The following is an 18,585-nucleotide window of genomic DNA, read 5'->3' as shown; positions in this document are numbered from 1 at the left end:
CTCGAGTCAGAGGGAGGTTTATGTCTGCTGGTTAGATTCCCAAAGCCTTGTAGGCGTCGACCACGCGCTGGATGGCGCTCATGTAGGCGGCGGTGCGGAAATCCCGGACATCGGGACGGCTGTTCATGAGCGTCGTCATCTGGGCATAAGCGGCACGCATCATCTCGTCGAGTCCCGAGCGGATCAGATCCACCTCGCGGCTTCCCTTGACGAAGTCGGCGAGCCTATCGGCGGGAAAAGCCTTTCCCGTCATTTTTTCAAGAATGTCCGCGATCTGTTGGTTACGGGTCTCCTGGCGACGGCGTTCGAGCAGTCCAAATCGCATATGACTGAGATTTTCAACCCATTCGAAATAGCTGACGATTACACCGCCCGCGTTGACGAAAAGGTCCGGCAGAACCGTAATGCCTTTCTCGGCGAGAATCCGGTCCCCATCGAGTGACGTGGGTCCGTTCGCCGCCTCGACCACCAGCGGCGCCGATATCCGCGGCGCATTTTCTGCCGTGATGACATTCTCGATGGCCGCCGGGATAAGAATGTCGCAGCCATCCTCGAGGACAACCGATCCCTTCTCCACGTACTGAGCCCCGGGAAAGCCGGCAATCTTGCCTTTGGCACGGAGGTGTTGGCGCACCTTCTCCACCGGCAGTCCAGTTGCCGAGCGCAGCGCCCCGTCACGCTCGACGATCCCCACAATCAGGCAGCCATCCTCTTCCGACAGGAACTTGGCAGCGTGGTAACCCACATTCCCCAACCCCTGCACGATGACCCGCTTGCCCCTGAGTTCCCCCGAGAGCCCGGTTTTGGCAACGTGGTCAGGGTGACGGAAGAATTCGCGGATGGCGTATTGAACGCCCCGCCCGGTGGCTTCGGTACGACCGTCCACGCCACCGCGCGAGATCGGCTTGCCGGTCACGCAGGCTGCTGCATTGATATCGAGGGGGTTACGCCGGCGGTATTCGTCCGCCATCCAGGCCATCTCGCGCTCGCCGGTCCCCATGTCGGGCGCCGGGACATTCTGGCTGGGGCCGATCAGGTTGCGACGGGCCAGCTCCTGCGTGAAACGCCGGGTGATGCGTTCGAGCTCGTGCTCCTCCCAAGCCGCCGGATCGATCTTGAGAGCCCCCTTCGAACCGCCGAACGGAATGTCCACGAGAGCGCATTTGTAGGTCATGAGCGCCGCCAGGGCCTCGACCTCCTCCTGGTCGACGTCCAGGGCATAGCGGATGCCCCCCTTCACCGGATCGAAATGCTCGCTGTGCACGGCACGCCAGCCGACGAAGCTGTGCATGCAGCCCCGCAGACGCACGCCGAAACGCACCATGTAGACCGAATTGCACTGCCGGATCCGTTCCTGGAGCCCCTCTTCCATCGGACAAAGCGCGGCCGCCCGCGCATACATCCCGTCAACACTCTGCAGAAATGAACTCGACGTCTCTCGTGTCGTGATGGTCACGATTCTTCACCTTTTGGCTTCTTTGTTTGAGGATATACATCAACACACTCGGGCCGGCGGCTCGACAAGCGATCAAATGATCGTTCAGTCAGAATCCATAGCTTCCACAATAAATTTTATTAATTATAATAAAATACAATAATTATTTCCAGCGCCCCCATCTGAGATGCTGCTTTGATTGCTAAGTCATAATACGAAACATCGTTAATCGATTGATTTAGATTTATCACCTTTTCTTTCCATATTGCATCATGTTAAGATTGTGCCAACCAAGATCAATCTAGTCAAATACTATGTTTGCATCGCAGTATAACCAAACGCTTTGGCCGCAGTCCGTCTTGAGGTTGAGGTGATGGCTCGACCCGACAGGCATGGACATGCGGGAGACCACATGGGTGCGCACGTGGAAGAATGGGACGCTGGCGGATGGTCGGCGTCAGCACCTTCCACATTCCTGTCATTTGCGAAATCAATTCAATGGCACCGGTGGAGCAGGGCCCAATTCTTCCACCACTTTCCATAGCGCGACCATGATCGGCTACCTCTTCACCCCGTTCCCACGAAGCGGGACCTTGATAGGTCTAAACAAGAAGTCGGCCGTCGAAAAATGATCCCCCCAATTCAATAACCCTTGTGACGTTACCCGGCGGCCATACCCGCAAATTAGGATAAAGGCAGAAATCAATGAAGAAAGCTGATCTGGTTATCCGTAATGGGATAGTCATATCGCCAAACTCCGCTGTTCAGGCAGACGTGGCAATTCGTGACGGCAGGATCGTCGCCATCGGCGAGGACGATGCATTTCCCAAGGGGCTCACGGAATTGGATGCCGCCGGCAAATACCTGATTCCCGGGGCAATCGACAGCCATGTCCACTTCCGGGACCCCGGCCACACCGACAAGGAGAACTGGGAGACGGGGTCGGCTGCCGCGATAGTGGGAGGTGTGACTACGGTGCTGGACATGCCCAACACCGTCCCCCATACGGGAACCGTGGAGGGCCTGCTGACCAAACGGGAGATAGCGAGCAGCCGATCCTACGCGGACTTTGGTCTTTACGGCCTGTTGGATGAATCGAGCATCGACCATCTCGAGGCCCTCATTGCAGCGGGAGTGCCGGGATTCAAGTGCTTCATGTGCAATACGACCGGCAGCCTGCCCTCGCCAAGCGACGGAGCGATGCTCGAGGGGTTCGAGATCATTGCTCGCCATGGGGTCCGCTGCAGCGTCCATGCGGAGAATGCCTCGATTGTCGAACACCGCAGCAATCGCCTGCGGGCCGCCGGACGCACCGACGCCCTATCCCACCTCGCGGCCCGTCCGGCGGTCTGCGCCATCGAGGCGGTTGGCCGCGCCATCACCTTTGCCGAGTGGACAGGCGCCAGATTGCACATTGCCCATAAGAGCTCGAAGGACGCTCTTCCTCTAATTCGTGACGCTAAGGCGAGGGGTGTCGATATCACCGTCGAGACTTGCCCTCACTACCTCCTCATGGACAGCCGGGACGTCGAGCGGTGGGGAGGCGTGCTACGTGTCAATCCGCCGATCCGCGAGGAAGGACACGCCGCCGCGTTGTGGCAAGCCCTGAAGGACGGCGTGATCGATATGATCTCGACGGACCACGCGCCGCACACGTCGGGTGGGAAAAACGATCCGAACATTTGGAACTGCTGCTGCGGCATTACCGGTGTTGAACTGCAAATGCCACTTATGCTGACCGAGGTGAACCGGGGTCGCATGACCATCAACGATTATGTTCGCTGGTCGGCGGTCAATCCGGCTAAAGCATGGGGCCTCTTCCCGCGCAAGGGCATTCTGCAGGTAGGGTCAGACGCCGATATCGTGGTCGTCGATATGGGGTTGTCGGACGTCATCGACCAAACACGGCTACACTCGAAGCAAAAATTCACGCCGTGGCACGGATCCACGACAACCGGCAAGCCGATCCACACCATTCTGCGCGGGCAGGTGATCGTGCGGAATGGTGAGCTGGTGATGCAGCCTGGATGTGGAAGGGAGGTGCAACCGCGGATGCCCCCTCCCGCGCCGCGCAATCAGGACAAGACCCTAGAGGCGGTTACGAGGGCACCTGTGTAGCGGTCTCGCCTCGGACAGATGCCCGCCTTGGTCGGGTTTCTCCCTCGCGTGGCTCGCCCCCGCGCGACCGTTGGCAGGTCATTCGGCCGGGAACATGCGAGAATACCCCGTGCCGAACTTTCAGGCCGGCGGCCTCAGCATTCCCTCAACAACCGGCCGAAACCTTCGATCCGATCCTTCAGGCCGGCCATTCTGAGGCTCAGCCAGAAGGTTGCCAGATTGCTGCTAACGACCGGCTTGCCGATTTCGGCCTCCAACGCCTCGATCGTCACAACGGTCGGCAGGTTGGTGCAACTCAAAAAAACCAGATCGGCGTCAACGCGATCAACCAGGCGAACCAGGCGGAACAGCGATTCCGGCGGCACCCGCCCGATGCCGCGTCGTTCCTCCTGCGTTTCACCAAGGTTGAGGCCATACTCGCTAACGACCCGAAACCCCTCTTCGGCAAAGCATTTGACCTCGCTTTCGTTCTGGAACCGAACATACGGAGTGCCCATGGCAATCCGTTTCGCCCCCAGCGCCTTGAAGGCCTCGAAGATGGCCGTTGTCGTCGTCAAGGAAGGAATACCGCCCGAGGCTTTCGTGACCATCTCCTCCAATCGGTGGCGCGAAGTCAGGAACGACCCGGACGTGCATCCCCAGGCGATCACGTCGACCTCGGCCGTGCCGAGTTGAGCCGCCGCCTCCGCCGTCTTGTCATGCATCTCATCAAAAGCCTTCTGGGTTGTCTTCCCCAAGGTCAGCAACCGCGCGGTGTGAATCGACACCCCTGCCGGAGCCATCCGGTAGAATTCCGGCTCGTTGGCTGTGTTGGTCGACGGGACGATCAGACCGATCTTCGCCCGATAGCCGTACGGACTGTACATCTGGACGGCCTTCATCGTCGTTCCCGCGATCCGTGCCGGCTCCACGCCGAGTCCTCCAGGCAATCGGGTATTGCGTTGTTTCATGCTCACCTCCGACGAGGACGACGTGGCGTCGTCACTGTTTGCTTAGCGGTAGAACAGCTTGGGGAGATAGAGAGCAATGTCGTCATTGATCAACAGCATCGCAATCATCGCCAGCAAGGCACACAGATACGGTAGGATCCCGATAGTTACGTCGTTCAGCGCCCCCCTCCCGCGGACACCCTGGACAACGTACACATTAATCCCAACGGGTGGGGTGATCAGCGCGGTCTCGCACATCAGCATGACGACCACCCCGAACCACACGGGATCGAATCCCAGCGCAAACACTACTGGGCCGATGACGGGAACGGTCAGGATCATCATGGCAAGGGCGTCCATGAACATGCCCAGCAGCATGTACATGCAGATGATCATGATCATGGTCTGGCCCGGGGACCAGCCTAGGTTGGCGATCATCCGGTTGACGGCGCCCACCAATCCGATTGCCGCCAGGACGAAATTGAGGAAATGGGCCATCAGGATGATGAGAAGGAGCATGCCGGTCGTGCGCATGGTTCCTTTGATCGCCTCTTTGAGCATCGCCAGGCTCAGCTTTCGATAAACATGAGCCAGCACCAGGGCTCCCAGCACCCCGAGCGCCGCCGCCTCGGTCGGGGTTGCCAGCCCCATATAGATCGATCCCACCACCAGCATGAAGATGAACAGTGGGGGCAGAAGATTAACCAAGCTGCGGAACCGGGTCGGCCAGTCAGTGTGTTCGCGCACGCCGCCCCACTCGGGGCGAACCAAACACGCGATCAGGATCACGGCCATGAAGAAAAAAGCGAGGAGGAATCCGGGGATGATCCCCGCGAGGTAGAGTTGCGGAATCGAGGTATCCGTCAGAAACCCATAAATGATCATGTTGATCGATGGCGGAATCAGAATTCCCAGTGTTCCTCCCGCCGCAATACTGCCCAGGAACAGTCTTTCATTGTATTTTCGTTTGAAAATTTCAGGAATGGCCAGCACACTGATCGTCGCCGCGGTAGCGACGCTCGATCCGGAATTTGCGGCGAACATGGTACTGGCACCGATGTTGGCGTGCATCAGGCCGCCGGGAAGCCAGCCCAGCCAATGGGTCATTGCGGCGTACATCCGCGCCGCGATCCCTGAACGGACGAGGACCTCGCCGAGGAAGACGAACAACGGAATGGGAAGCAGGGTAAATGAATGGGCATGCGTCCAAAAGACCTCACCCATCACCTGATAGAATCCGAAGTGGGAATACGATTGATCGAGAATGATCCCCAACCACCCCATCACCGCGCTCACCGGAAGCGCCAGTGCCAGTAAAATTACGATGGCTAGAACGGCAGTACCGAGCATTTCTCCAGACGTCCTTCTTTTCGATAGCCAACCGGCGGGCAGTCAGCTTCTTGCTTGTTCCGCTTCTGCGCGCGCCGTTTCGACATCATCGCGCGTCTCTTCATGGATCGAAGGCGCTGCCGCCATCGCCTCCACCGCCTTCATGTCGCCCCGAAGCAGAGCGAGGACCGAGCGCGTGAGGACGATCCAAATATTGAGCGCGAAAAGCCACAGCCCCATCATCCAAAACACCTGCGGAATCCAGAGCGGCGTGCGCAGCGGCGTGTTGGATTGGGCTCCGATACGGACGGTCTCGGCCAGCACTCCCCAAGCCTGATAGCTCAGCAGGGTGAAAATGATCGCCATCGACAGCAGGGCGACGATATCGAGAATCCGCTGGATGCCGGACGGGAGGTGCAGATAGAGGGCATCGACCCTCACGTGGGCCCGCCTGAATAAAGCGTAAGAAAAGGCCCAGACCGTGAATACGGCAAAAAAGTAGCCCGAGATCTCGTCCACCCCTTGCAGCGATTGGTTAAGAGTCTTGCGAATTACAACCTCGACCGCGACCAGCAGGCAGCACACGATCAGCAATCCGCCCCCAACATAGATCAAGGCAGTCGACAGACGTTCAAGCTGGCACCAGCAGCGGCTCAAAAAGCGATCAAACAATGATTCGGTCATCTCTCAATCTCGGCGGGAACCTCACCGGAAGGGGTCGGGGGGCAGGCGTGCCCCCCGACAGGCCTTCAAGCAAGTTTCATTCCAACCTCTCTCGGGTGGATTATTTCTTTGCCTTGGCCTGCACGCCGAGTGCCTTGCCCGCCGCGGTATTCCAGGCAGACGTACATTCAGCGCCACACCGCTTCGCGAATTCCGGGAGAGCGGCTTCTTCCAGCGCCCGCTTGCGAATTGCATCATCGCTGTCCGTGTACGGCACCAGTTTGATGTTGTAGCGAGTGACGCTTTCCTTGGATCCCCAGGAACAACGGCTGTCTCCGGTCGAACACCAGATTCCCTGATCATCGCTTTCGCGCGCCAGATCCCAGGCCCGGGCGATCATGACATTCTGGATCTTGTCGGTCAGGAAATCCTGGACATTTTTGCCAAGTCGATCCCAAGACTTCTGATTGATGACCACGGTCATCATCGCCCAGCCGAAGTTAATGGGATAGAGGTGACTCGTGACCTCCGGCCACTTGCCGATATTCCCCGACAACAGGCCCGTGACGGCGCAATCGATGACCTTGCGCTGAAGCGACGCCGGAACTTCCGTGGCGGGCATAGTTACCGGCGACCCTCCGAGCGCGACGACGAAATCGGCCTGGGTGGTCGCGAAAACCCGAACCTTCTTACCCTTGAGATCCCCGATGCCCGAGATCGGGGTGCTGCACCAGAGCCCCTGCTGGCCCAACGGGAAATAACCAAGAACGCGGAGTCCCACCCGTTTGAGCATGATGTCGTTGACCACCGGCCCATAAGCGGTGGTTACCGCTCCGAGGGCTTCTACATTGGGGACGGCGCCGGCAAGATCGAAACCGTCGAGTTCGGGGACTTCCCCGGACGCATAGCCCATAACGATGATCCCAAGGTCGGCCACACCCATCTTCAACAGCCGAAAGACCTCGGATCCCGACAAGCCCAACTCGGTAATACTGGCCAAGTCCGGCTGTATGGCTCCGTTCGAGAGCTTCGGCAGTTCTTCGTCCCAGAACGGCTTGACGATCAGGTGCCAAGCCACGCCCCGCGACTGCGGACCGATCACCTTCAGTTTAACATCTGGTAAATTCTGAGCAGAACTTGCGGCACTAAATAGCCAAGCCGCAAATATTGACAGTATAGCTGTCGAAATTTTTGCTTTCATGAGCAACTCCCAATACATATGTACTTCGTCAAGAGATCGACACTTAGAGAATTGTTATAATATATAACATACTATAAACAGTATCAAGACACGACAATCCGATCAAATATTATATCTGTATCCAAGTATAACCAAACGTTTTGCCCCGATCGGCCATCGGCATCACCGGTCTGCGGCATCGCCGCTCAGCCCCACCCGGAACTCGCTCCGCATGCACTCGCAAAACTGATCCGCGAATATGCGCGCCAAGCCGGTCGCCTCGCCGCCCGGTGGAAATAGCGTCGAAAAGGTGTACGGGATGCGGGGCCGGAAACGCCGGCAAACGACCTTGTCATCGGCAAATTCAAGGGCCGTGAATGGATCGACGATGGCGACGCCCATTCCCTGCCCTACCATCGAGCAGGCAGACCACGGATAGCGAACCTGGATCCGCGGCAAGAACCCGGGGCATTCGGCGCACAACACCGACAGGATTTCCATGTGGAGAATACTGTTGGGCCCCAGGACGATAACCGGAAGTTTGCACAGGTCGCTGGCATTCACTTCCTCTCTGGCCGCGAGATCCATGTCGCAGTGGACGATGCAGACCGCTTCGGTTTCTGGAAGCGGCTTAACCTCGATCATCGGTCGCTCGGATCCGACGTAGGCAAAGCCGATGTCGTATTGGTTTTTCTCCACCAGGTCGGCAATCGCCACAGAGGTGTCTGAATGCAGAACAATGCTGACATCGGGATAGCGGTCGAGAAACAACCTGAGGACCCTCGGGATGAATCCCTGTACCAGGCTCGGCATCCCGGCAATCCGCAGATGGTGCGCCCGCTGATTGCGAAGCAATGTGGCGGTTTCGCGGAGGTGGTCACTGGCGGTGAAAAACCGCGCGACCTCGCGGAATACCACCTTCGCCTCCTCGGTGGGGACCACCAGATTCCCCTTCCGATGAAAGAGGGTCAGGCCGATATCCTCTTCGAAAGAACGGACCAGCCGGCTGACCGCCGGTTGCGATATGCACAACAGCGCGCTGGCAGCCGTCATGCCTCCGGTCATCATCACGGCTCGAAATGCCGAGATCTGACGCGGGTTGAGCGGGCGGAGAAAAGTTTCAGCACATTCCATGCCCCGCCCCCTGAATACCCAATAGGCATAAATGCATACGGAAACTCGATTTGACTTTCCGTGAGGACCTCCACCTAGATGACCTCGTGTTCGCACCTAAACAGACGACTAATCCAGGAGAACAACCGTGGATAATTCTCAGACTATCGAAAAGCTGTATGGGATCACGACCGCGACGATCATCGCCGCCCTGATGAAACGCGGAATCCGACGGGCCGTGATGAAGGGAGTCATGCCGATGGTTCCATCGACACAAAAATGCGTCGGCCCCGCCTTCACCATGCGAAACATTCCCATCCGCGAAGACAAGGGGGGCGCGGAAAAGCTTGGAGATCCGAAGTATCCTCAACGGGTTATGCTCGAAACCGCGCCGGCGGGCAGCATCGTGGTCATGGACTGCATGGGCGAACCCGGGAGCGCGATGGCGGGCGACCTGATGGCCGCCCGGCTGAAGGTGCGCGGGATCGCCGGTCTGGTCGGCGACGGCGGCATGCGCGATGTCACCGAAACGGCGACCATCGGGTTCCCAATCTACTGCAAGGGTCCCACCCCCTACCCATCCACCAACGCCTTTCTCGCGCATGAGTTGCAATGTCCGATCGCATGCGGGACCGTCGCCGTCTATCCCGGCGATATCATCGTCGCCGATGGCGATGGCGTAGTCGTCATCCCGGCGCATCTTGCCGCCGAGATCGCCACGGAAAGCGAACGTCAGGAGAAAGTCGAAGCGTTCTGTAAGGAAAAGTTGCTGGAAGGACGCCCGATGCCGGGCACCTACCCGCCGTCCGAGGCAACGATGCGCGAATTCGAGGAATGGCTTAAAGCGGGCCATTGAGTTCACCAAGTTGACCTTACCATTTCTCCAGAACATCCAAAGCCGCCGCTTTGGCCGGTATGCCGACGGGGGAGCGACACTCCATTTCGGCAAATGCCCACTCGCCCGGCACCCGGATCGGTTCCGATCCGGGCCGGCCCAGCGCGGGGATAGGGATTGCCGCCAAGCACCGGCTCACGGCCGCCCCAGGATGACTTGGGGCGGTCGAGGATATGGAGAAATGGGCGTGAGCCGTGTGTTTCTTCCCCCATGAACCTGGCCCGAAAAAAGACATCGGCTCCAATGGCCGCGCCCTCTGCCGCGACAGCGGGAGCCTTCAGGAAACTGCCACAGATTTCCCGTCGCCGTACTTCCGGAACGAGGGTGCGGCCATCAGTCATTGTCATCCCCTGACCAACCGCCAACGATCGACCGGGGCCGCCAAGGTCTCGGCCAATACCGTCAAGGCATGATCGAAGTCGGACATGTCCATCGCCTCGTCGGGATTATGGCTGCCGTTTTCATTACGGATGAAGAGCATGGCCGTCGGGATGCCGACCTGCGTGAAGGTCGCGGCATCATGGCCGGCCCCGCTGGCCATGACCCTGTATGACGTGGTCGTCGTCTCAGCCGCCGCGATCAGCATCTCCTGCAAGGGGCCGGACATCACGGCCGGACTGCTCCCGGTCAGGAGCCCCAGCTCGAAGCGAACATTGCGCCGCTCGCCGATTTCATTGACCATCGGATCAATGAGGGTGCGCACCTCGTCGAGAACGGCCTGATCCTGGCTGCGGACATCGAGGCAGATGTGCATCTCGCCAGCGACTTTAGAAAATCCGTGCTGTTGGGGATCGGTCATCAATTCGCCGAAAGTAACGGTCAGGTCGCGCCCTCGAGCGAGGAAATCCTCCCATAGTTCGTCCATGCGGACAACGAACTCGCCGGTGGCGGCCGCAGCATCGCGCCGGTATTCGCGCGGCATGGCACCGGAATGGGCATAGGCGCCCACACAGGTCGCATTGCGATAGCGGAAGCTGCCCCGGATGCCGGTCACGACGCCAAGCGGAATGCCGGCATTGACGAGCACCGGCGCCTGTTCGATGTGCGGCTCGAAGTAGGCGACGACCCGCTTCCTGTCGATCAGGCTGGCACCACGCTTGACGGCCTCCGGATCGAACCCCTCGTCGCGCATGTGCTCGGCCAGTGTCTTGCCTGTGTCGCTCCGCTTCAGGCTGTCGACGACCGATGGATCGAGGATGCCCAGCGCCGACTTGCTGCCGAGATAGCTGTAGGGGAACCAGCAGCTCTCTTCGGCCCGCATCACCAGCACCGTCAGATCGAACGGGGGTTTGCGTCCGGCGGCATGAAAGATGGCTTGGGCAGCAACCCCGGCAACCACCCCGGCGGCGCCATCGTAATTGCCGCCATGGGACACGGTATCGATGTGAGATGCCACCAGGATCTGCCCGGAGCGATCCTCACCCGGCAGGGTGATGAACAGATTGCCTGCGGCATCATGGGCGACCTCGACACCAAACCCGGCCGTTGCCTCGATCATCAGGGCGTGGGCCATGCGCTCACCCTCGCCATAGGACTTGCGGGTGACGCCCGGGGGATCGGCACTTTCGCGCGCCAGTTTGTCGAACAGCCGGCGGGCCAAGGCCTGACCCGCCGCCAAGTGTTCTGGTTTCCAAGCCATCATAACGACTACCGTCAGTATCGTTCGAGAAGTGAGCCGAACCGTTCGAGGCGATCCCTCAGCCCCATCGTCCGCATGGCATTCCAGAAGGTCGACAAGTTGCTGGTGATGACCGGCTTACCGACCTCCTTCTCCAAATCGGCGATCATTTCGATGGTGGCCATGTTGGTACAGCTCAGGAAGATCACGTCGGCCTCGGGCCGATCGACGTAGCGCACCAGGCGCGACAGCGATTCGGGCGGCACGCGGCCAATCCCACGCCGCTCCTCCTGCGTCTCACCCAGTTTCAGGCCGTGCCATGCAACGACCTCGATGCCGGTCTTCTCGATCAGCCGGACCTCCTCCTTGTTGACGAAGTCGACATAGGGCGTCCCGAGGGAAATCCGCTTGGCCCCCATGGCAGACAACGCCGCCAAAACCGAACCGAAGGTGGTGATGGCCGGAACCCCCGCCACCTTGGTCATGCTGGCTTCGAGCTGCTGGCGCGGGATGATGACCGAACCCGAAGTACACCCCCACGCAATTACGTCGACCTCGGCGGTCGCCAATTCGGCCGCCGCCCTTTCGGTCTCGGCCCCCATGGCGTGATAGGACTCGACCGTTGCCTTGCCGAGCAACTTGATGCGGGCCGTATGGATCGACACCCCGTTCGGCGCCATCCTATAGAACTCGGGCTCGTTGACGGTATTAGTCGACGGCACGATGAGCCCGATCTTCCCGCGAAAGCCGTAGGGACTGTACATCTGGACGGCTTTCATCGTGGTGCCGGCAATTCGTTCGGGCGGGACCCCGCACCCGCGAATGACAGGGATCTCGGCATTCGAGATCATCTTCCGCGTCCTCCAATCTCCATCAATTTCGGCACCGCGGCCTTGGCGGTGTTGAACACCATCGCAGCATCATTCTGGTAAGGCAGCCAGCGCGCGCCTTGCGCCACCCGCTTCTCCGCCATCTCCGGGTTCTGACAGCTGGTTCCGTAAGCCACGCCGTTGGCCTTGCAGATCGCGAAGATCTTCTCGGTGGCCTCGATCATCTTGGGGTGGTTCAATTGCCCGGGGATGCCCAAATCCTGCGAAAGATCGTCGGGGCCGATGAAGATAGCATCCACCCCCGGAACCTTGCAGATGGCATCCAGATTGTCGATGCCGACCTGGCTCTCGATCATGGCAACCAGCATCGTCTCCTCATTGATGTGCCAAGTTATCTCGGCGGCGTCTCCGGCCGAGTAGTCGGTGTGGGGGCCGCGCAGGTTCATCGGCCGGTTGCCCATCGGGTAATACTTCGTCGCCTTAACGATCGCCGCCATCTGCTCGGCGGTATCGATGGACGGCAGCAGCAGTCCTTGGGCACCGGCATCGAGCGGCCGCGTCATGTCATGCGGCTTGATGGTTCCGGTCGGACGCACGAACGGAACGATCCCGGCCTCGCGGGCCAGCATGACCAGGCCACCGACGGTTTCCATGTTGAAATCGGTATGCTCCATCTCGACGATGACGAAGTCGAAGCCACAGGCGGCAAAGATCTTCACCACCCGCGGATGCGGGCACAGGGTGATCCACGTGCCAAACGCCGGCTTGTCAGCCTTGAGCAGGGCCTTGACGGAATTGCTCTTGATCATTGATTTTTCCTCCTGGCTTCTTTTTATCGGCGTCTGTCCCACACGGTGGGATTGACGAGATATGGCGGTCTGATTCCCTTCAGGACCTGAATCACCTGTTCGGCGGTCTGCACGGCTGTCCGTTCCAGACATTCCTCGGTAGCGCCCCCGATGTGTGGCGACAAGACCAGGCGATCGGTCTTGGCGTAGGGATGTTCGACGGCCAGCGGCTCCTTCTCGAACGTATCCATGGCGGCGCCGCGCAACTGCTTGTCTTCCAGCGCCTCGATCAGGGCATCTGCGTCGACCAGCGCGCCGCGCGCTGTATTGACGAGCATTGCCCCCTTCTTCATCCCGTACAGACGATCCCGGTTCATGATGGTCCGGGTTTCCGGGGTGAGTTGCAGATGCAGGGACACGATATCGGCCTGATCGAGAGCGGCATCGAGGTCGTCCACCTTTTCCGCACCGGCGGCGGCGAGGACGCTGGCATCCAGATACGGGTCATAGGCCAACACCCGCATGGCAAAGGCGGCCTTGGCGATTTCGGCGGTCCGGCAGCCGATGCGGCCGAAGCCGACCACCAACAGGGTCTTGCCCTGAAGTTCGACGAAATCGCGAGCATAGCGGTAGTCGTAGTTGCCTGCGCGCACCGCCCGGTCGGCCTCGCGGGTCCGCCGTGCGATGGCCAGCATCTGGCTGATGGCAAACTCGGCCACCGACTGCACATTTCCGTAGGGCGTGAAGATGATGGGCAAGCCGATCTCGGTGGCGTGGGCCACATCGACCGGGTCGGTCCCGATGCCGTGATTACCGAGAACCTTGAGGTCCGGGGCCGCATCCATCGCCGCGCGGTTCAGCCCCGCGTTACGGGTAATCGCCGCAACCGCCGGAACGATCTCCTTGGCGACCGTCTCCATGTCGGGCTTGCTGGCCTGACACACGGTTAACCCCGCATCTTCAAGAAGGGCTATGCCGCTTGCATGAATTGGCTGGATCAAAAGACACAAACTCATCGATTCGAGTCCTTTCCTTCATCGAAAATCAGCTTTGCTTCGCTGGGGCGGGTCAGAACGCCGCCGTTGCGAACCACGTGGTCGAAAAAGCCTTTGAGTCTGTCGACATAGTCCTGCCGTCCCACCGACGCCGTATGGAACAGGCACTGGACGATCTGGGCCCGTCCCTCGGCTGCTGCCCGGTCGCGAACGATGACCCATATGCGTTTCAGGTTGTCGAGATTGGACTGTTCGATGTGCAGGATGTTGGTATAGCCCGTCCCCTGCCCGTCGCATCCCATGGGAATTTCGAATACCTTGGAGGCGCTGTCATTTGCGGCGCACGGATCATCCGGCTGGTAGTAGCCGGAAAACTTTGCGTTGACCCAAACGGCTTCCCTCGTCGGCTCGTTCAGACCGGGCAAACAGGACAGATCGATGAAAATGCCGTGCTCTTCCAGGAGGGCATTCATGAACGGCGCGTAAGCATAGTGGCCGCCACGATAGCTGGAAAACGGCAGGGCGGCGGCCTCCAGCTTGCGGCAACAGAGAGCAAACATCTCGCGCACGTGATCGACCTCGCCGAAGCGAACGCCGACGCCCTTGACCTCCTCGTGCAAATGGACGGCGATTTCGGCGCCCCTGGCCACGCCGGAACGGTAGATGTCGACGAAAGGCGCCTCATAGAACGCCTCACGGCAATAAATTCCGGAGTGGGGCGTCAACACATAGCGGCCATCGGTCAGCTCGTTCATAAGGCCGACCAACCGATCGGTCTCGCCGATGCTCTGCTCAATTTTCGGCGGGTCAACCCGGTAGCCCCGTCCCGGATCGAATGGCGCGAAAGTCAGCCAATTCACATCGATCACGGGGACCAAGTAAACCCGAGCCTGTTCGATTCCAGGCATGACAGCCACACTCCCAACCGTTGCCCCAGAGATTCGATTACAACACCGGGAGATTGATTAGTTAATTTGATTTTGTTCATAGATTATTCCAAAAAATCATATAATCCGGACATCGGAATGCTTGTGCATTCAGGCCCGATCGTGCATGCCGATGGACGTAAGGGCTCATGGCTGGCAGACGGCGGCCTAGGCGGCGGGACTCCGGGAAGATCATCGTGGGATTTGAAGGCCCGATCGGAGAGCCCATTGCCGCGCCTGCACGGCTGGACACTTCCGCTGCTGGATATTTTCGAGCCGGTTCAGGTCAAGCCCAACTTCCGCAGTTTGAGGATTTGCGCGAGCTGGAAGGCGCAGGAATGCTGGGGTTTGGTGCGGACAGATCGGTTTGTGGTGCTAAATTAGAGAGGTTCTATGCCGTTGTCTTCGGCATGATTCCTTGGCTCTCTCATCTCTGTCGTGGTGTCCTGGATCAAAGCAGGATGCCGCGCCATGTTCGTCCGCGCCAAGAAGATCGGTGGCTACGAGTACCTTTACCTCGTGGAGAACGCCCGCGAGGGCGGGCGCCATGTGCAGCGCGTCATCAAGGCGCTGGGGCGGCGCGATGAGGTCGAAGCCTCTGGACTGCTGGATTCGCTGATCACTTCGGCGGCGCGCCATTCCCGGCGCTCGATCGTACTGTCGAGCTACTACAAGGGCGAGTTGCCGGAGCTGAAGCGGCTCAGCATCGGGCCCGACCTGATGTTCGGCCGGCTGTGGCAGGAGTTGGGCTGCCGCGACGTCCTGCGCGAACTGCTGGCGGGGCGCAATTTCGGCTTCGATGTCGAGCGGGCCGTCTATCTGGCGGTGCTGCACCGGCTCATGGTGTCGGGCTCCGACCGCCACGCCGACGGATGGCGCCATGCCGTCCGGGTGCCCGGCGCCGACGGGCTCGACCTCGATCACGCCTACAAGGCGATGGCCTGGCTCGGCGAAGGCGTCGGCGACGGCCATTTCATGACGGACGCGATCGAGGAGACGCTGTACCGATACCGCCAGCCGCTGCTCGGCGAGGTGTCGGTGGCCTTCTTCGACACCACCAGTCTCTGGTTCGAGGGCAAGGGCGGCACCCGCCTGGGCCGGCGCGGCCATTCCAAGGATTATAGGCCCCACCTCAACCAGGTGGTGCTCGGCATCGTGCTCGACGGCGACGACCGGCCGATCGCCTCCTTCCTGGTACCCGGCAACACCGCAGACGTCACCCTGCTGGTGCCGGTGGTCAGCCGCCTCAAGGAGCGCTTCGGCGTCGTCCACGCCTGCGTCGTCGCTGATCGCGGCATGATCTCGGCCGCCACCATCGCCGACCTCGAAGCGCGCGGCATCGAGTACATCCTGGGCGTGCGTGAGCGTTCGGTCCGCGAGATTCGCCAAGACGTCCTCGATGACGACGGCGCGGCGGTGCCACTGACCATCCCACGCCAGAAGGGAGAGACCCAACTCGACATCAAGGACGTCACCATCGCCAAGCGCCGCTACGTGCTCGCCCGCAACGAGGAAGAGGCCAGGAAAGACGCCGAAGCGAGAGCCGACATTCTCGCCGGGCTGGAGCGCAAGCTCGCCCAGGGCGACAAGGCGCTGGTCGGCAACGCCGGCTTCCGCCGCTTCCTCGCCGAGCCCAAGGGCGGCGGCTTCACCATCGACGAGGCCAAGGTCGAGGCGGATGCCCGCTTCGACGGCCTGTTCGTGCTGCGTACCAACACCAAGCTATCGGCCCTGCAGGTGGTCCTGCGCTATCGCAACTTGCTGGCGGTGGAGGATGCCTTCAGGGCCGCCAAGGCGCTGCTCGCCACCCGTCCCATCTTCCACAAAACCGACGCCGCCATCCGCGGCCACATCTTCGTCTCCTTCCTCGCCCTGGTGCTGAGAAAGGAGCTGTTCGACCGTCTCGCGGTACGCCGCCTGAAGGGCCTCGAATGGCAGCGCATCGTCGACGATCTCGTCGACCTGAGCGAGGTCGAGGTCGAGCAGGACGGCCGCCGCGCCCTCCTCAGAACCGCGCCGGGGCCGACTATCGATCCCGTTTGCCGCGCCGCCGGCATCACCCTCCCGCCCGTCTTCCAGGAGATTCCCGCCTCCAAAACGCCGTCCGAAACCTGTGGTGCCTAAATCAATGCGCGGCTCGTAGCGTATTGGAACGTCAATGTTTTCTGTCGAGTACCGCGGAAGTTGGGTCAAGGCATTGGCGCGCAGGGACCGGAAGATGTAGTGGAGGATAGTATCGTCGGGTCTCGCCCCGCCGTCAGCGTTCTCTGGTTTTCCCGGACGCCTGCTTCGCCACGATCTCCGTCGACGGGATTGGAAATTTTCAAGATGTCCCCGGGCCGCCGGCGTCCCGGGAGGTGTCGGCGGGGGCCATTCCCTGATCATCGATCACGGCATGGCGCTATTGATATTTTTGTTCGATTAATCTAATCGTTTATCCTATGAATCCGAATGATGTGAACCTTCGACACGTCAGGGCATTTATCACCGTCGCCAAGAAGCACAGCTTTGTCGCTGCGTCGGAAGCGCTCAACATCTCGCAGCCGGCGCTCAGCCACTGCATTCGCCAGCTTGAGTCGCGTCTGGGGGGTCAATTGCTCCAGCGCACCACCCGGCGCGTGAGGCTGACGCCGGTCGGAGAAAAGTTTCTACCCCACGCCCAGCATCTGGTCACCCAGTTCGACACCGTCATGTCGGACATTGAAGACCTGCTCTTGCGGCGTCGCGGGCATGTGGTAGCCGCCTGCCTTGCATCCATTGCCTTCCGATTGATGCCCGTGGTCATGGCAAAGATGAAAGCCACCTATCCAGGCATCGCCGTCGGCATCCGTGACGAAAACAACCATGGGGCCATCGAGAGCGTGCTGTCCGGCAAGGCGGATTTTGCGATTGCCAGCCAGACCCAACCGAGCCCCGACCTTCGCGCCGCCCCGTTGGCATCGGACGACTTTCGGCTCGTGTGTCGGGCCGACCACCCCCTGGCTCGCCGGAAAATCGTCCGCTGGAAGGATGTCCAGCGTTATCCGGTCATCCTGATGGGGGAGGACACCGGTATCCGACATCTGCTGAATCCGATCCTACTCCAACATGACATATACCTTGACGTTGTGGCGGAAGCTTCGCACCTGTCCACCGTCAACGGTTTGGTCGAGGAAGGAATCGGCGTGACGTTGCTGGCAGGGCTGATGTTGCCCCGTGAGGACAAGGGACTGCTTGTCCATAGGTCGCTGGAACCTCCGATCATCAATCGGACCATCCATATCCTGTGGCGCAACGGAACACGCATTTCGCCGGCGGCGCAGGCTTTGATCGAAACCATAACCGCAGTCCTGGTCGATCCCCAGGCTCTCAACAAATGGCCCCACGTCGAGTGGCATGCCAAGTCCTGGACCAAGGAAACATTCTCCGGCTGGATCTGCTGACTAAGTTGCACGACAACCTGAGCCGGGAGGCCCCCGTGTCCTACGCCGGTTGATGCGGGGTTTTCGAGCGGCTGTTCTTGTCCCGCCTCGTCTCATGGCGGACATCGAACCCGGATCCCGAAAAGCCGCGTCGTAGGTCCGCAGCTTCTCGGTCACTGCCGTGGGTCGGCGGAATGCCCCTCCTCGATATCTCCGGAACTCGTCGTAAAACGACAATACAACCACATAGCATGTTTGATGATTCCGGCTGGAAAGCGATAATGTTTGAAAGAAACCGTGTTCGTCCGCCTCGTCCAGTGCGTTAAATCTCGACAATTGCCTTAAATTTAGCCCGTATAGTGACA

15 protein-coding genes are annotated in these 18,585 nt (G+C 60.1%); 4 read left to right on the top strand and 11 right to left on the bottom strand.

Annotated features, from left to right (window positions below):
• Positions 1–31: 31 nt before the first annotated feature.
• Positions 32–1,456 (bottom strand): Glu/Leu/Phe/Val family dehydrogenase, encoded by a 1,425-nt coding sequence (locus ODR01_RS23425; RefSeq protein WP_316980138.1) that lies wholly within the window; start codon positions 1,454–1,456, stop codon positions 32–34.
• Between the two features lie 684 nt (positions 1,457–2,140).
• Here ODR01_RS23425 and allB point away from each other — a divergent pair.
• Entirely contained in the window at positions 2,141–3,553 is a 1,413-nt protein-coding gene (gene allB / locus ODR01_RS23420) for an allantoinase AllB (RefSeq protein ID WP_316980137.1), read from the top strand.
• 134 nt (positions 3,554–3,687) lie between these two features.
• On the opposite strand, the gene ODR01_RS23415 is transcribed toward allB, so the two are convergent.
• The 5 genes from ODR01_RS23415 to ODR01_RS23395 form a co-directional block, all read right to left on the bottom strand.
• Positions 3,688–4,503, bottom strand: coding sequence for a maleate cis-trans isomerase family protein (locus tag ODR01_RS23415; RefSeq protein WP_316980136.1), 816 nt, complete (start codon positions 4,501–4,503; stop codon positions 3,688–3,690).
• A 42-nt stretch (positions 4,504–4,545) separates the two neighbouring features.
• The gene (locus ODR01_RS23410) at positions 4,546–5,832 is read right to left on the bottom strand and encodes a TRAP transporter large permease (RefSeq protein ID WP_316980135.1); all 1,287 of its coding nucleotides are present in this window, start codon (positions 5,830–5,832) and stop codon (positions 4,546–4,548) included.
• Positions 5,833–5,874: 42 nt separating this feature from the next.
• Complete coding sequence (locus tag ODR01_RS23405; protein WP_316980134.1) at positions 5,875–6,495, bottom strand: TRAP transporter small permease subunit; 621 nt, start codon at positions 6,493–6,495, stop codon at positions 5,875–5,877.
• A 100-nt stretch (positions 6,496–6,595) separates the two neighbouring features.
• Complete coding sequence (locus ODR01_RS23400; RefSeq protein WP_316980133.1) at positions 6,596–7,675, bottom strand: TRAP transporter substrate-binding protein; 1,080 nt, start codon at positions 7,673–7,675, stop codon at positions 6,596–6,598.
• Between the two features lie 162 nt (positions 7,676–7,837).
• Positions 7,838–8,788, bottom strand: a complete 951-nt coding sequence (locus ODR01_RS23395; RefSeq protein WP_316980132.1) for a LysR family transcriptional regulator — start codon at positions 8,786–8,788, stop codon at positions 7,838–7,840.
• A 127-nt stretch (positions 8,789–8,915) separates the two neighbouring features.
• Here ODR01_RS23395 and ODR01_RS23390 point away from each other — a divergent pair, with 127 nt between their 5' ends.
• On the top strand, positions 8,916–9,623 hold the full coding sequence (locus ODR01_RS23390; RefSeq protein WP_316980131.1) for a ribonuclease activity regulator RraA: 708 nt from the start codon (positions 8,916–8,918) through the stop codon (positions 9,621–9,623).
• Positions 9,624–10,005: 382 nt separating this feature from the next.
• Here the strand turns inward: ODR01_RS23390 and ODR01_RS23385 are convergent, their stop codons facing one another.
• The 5 genes from ODR01_RS23385 to ODR01_RS23365 are packed head-to-tail and all read right to left on the bottom strand — an operon-like array spanning position 10,006 to position 14,801.
• The gene (locus tag ODR01_RS23385) at positions 10,006–11,262 is read right to left on the bottom strand and encodes a hydantoinase/carbamoylase family amidase (protein WP_316980130.1); all 1,257 of its coding nucleotides are present in this window, start codon (positions 11,260–11,262) and stop codon (positions 10,006–10,008) included.
• A 53-nt stretch (positions 11,263–11,315) separates the two neighbouring features.
• On the bottom strand, positions 11,316–12,131 hold the full coding sequence (locus ODR01_RS23380) for a maleate cis-trans isomerase family protein (RefSeq protein WP_316980129.1): 816 nt from the start codon (positions 12,129–12,131) through the stop codon (positions 11,316–11,318).
• Positions 12,128–12,919, bottom strand: a complete 792-nt coding sequence (locus ODR01_RS23375) for an HpcH/HpaI aldolase family protein (protein ID WP_316980128.1) — start codon at positions 12,917–12,919, stop codon at positions 12,128–12,130. The genes ODR01_RS23380 and ODR01_RS23375 overlap by 4 nt, the downstream gene beginning before the upstream one ends.
• A 23-nt stretch (positions 12,920–12,942) precedes the next feature.
• Positions 12,943–13,914 carry a hydroxyacid dehydrogenase gene (locus ODR01_RS23370; RefSeq protein ID WP_316980127.1) on the bottom strand — a complete coding sequence of 324 codons (972 nt, stop codon included), beginning with the start codon at positions 13,912–13,914 and terminating at the stop codon, positions 12,943–12,945.
• Positions 13,911–14,801 carry a polysaccharide deacetylase family protein gene (locus tag ODR01_RS23365; RefSeq protein WP_316980126.1) on the bottom strand — a complete coding sequence of 297 codons (891 nt, stop codon included), beginning with the start codon at positions 14,799–14,801 and terminating at the stop codon, positions 13,911–13,913. Before ODR01_RS23365 ends, ODR01_RS23370 begins: the two co-directional genes overlap by 4 nt.
• A gap of 489 nt (positions 14,802–15,290) precedes the next feature.
• Between ODR01_RS23365 and ODR01_RS23360 the strand changes: the two genes are divergently transcribed.
• Both ODR01_RS23360 and ODR01_RS23355 read left to right on the top strand, forming a co-directional pair.
• Positions 15,291–16,943: an IS1634 family transposase gene (locus ODR01_RS23360; protein ID WP_316980125.1), complete on the top strand. Its 1,653-nt coding sequence runs from the start codon at positions 15,291–15,293 to the stop codon at positions 16,941–16,943.
• A gap of 332 nt (positions 16,944–17,275) precedes the next feature.
• Positions 17,276–18,241, top strand: coding sequence for a LysR family transcriptional regulator (locus ODR01_RS23355; RefSeq protein ID WP_316980124.1), 966 nt, complete (start codon positions 17,276–17,278; stop codon positions 18,239–18,241).
• Positions 18,242–18,585: the final 344 nt, after the last annotated feature.

It is taken from the genome of Shumkonia mesophila (assembly GCF_026163695.1).
Classification (GTDB): domain Bacteria; phylum Pseudomonadota; class Alphaproteobacteria; order Rhodospirillales; family Shumkoniaceae; genus Shumkonia; species Shumkonia mesophila.
The sequence above is the reverse complement of the archived record's forward strand: the minus strand, read 5'-3'. Positions and strand labels throughout refer to the sequence as shown.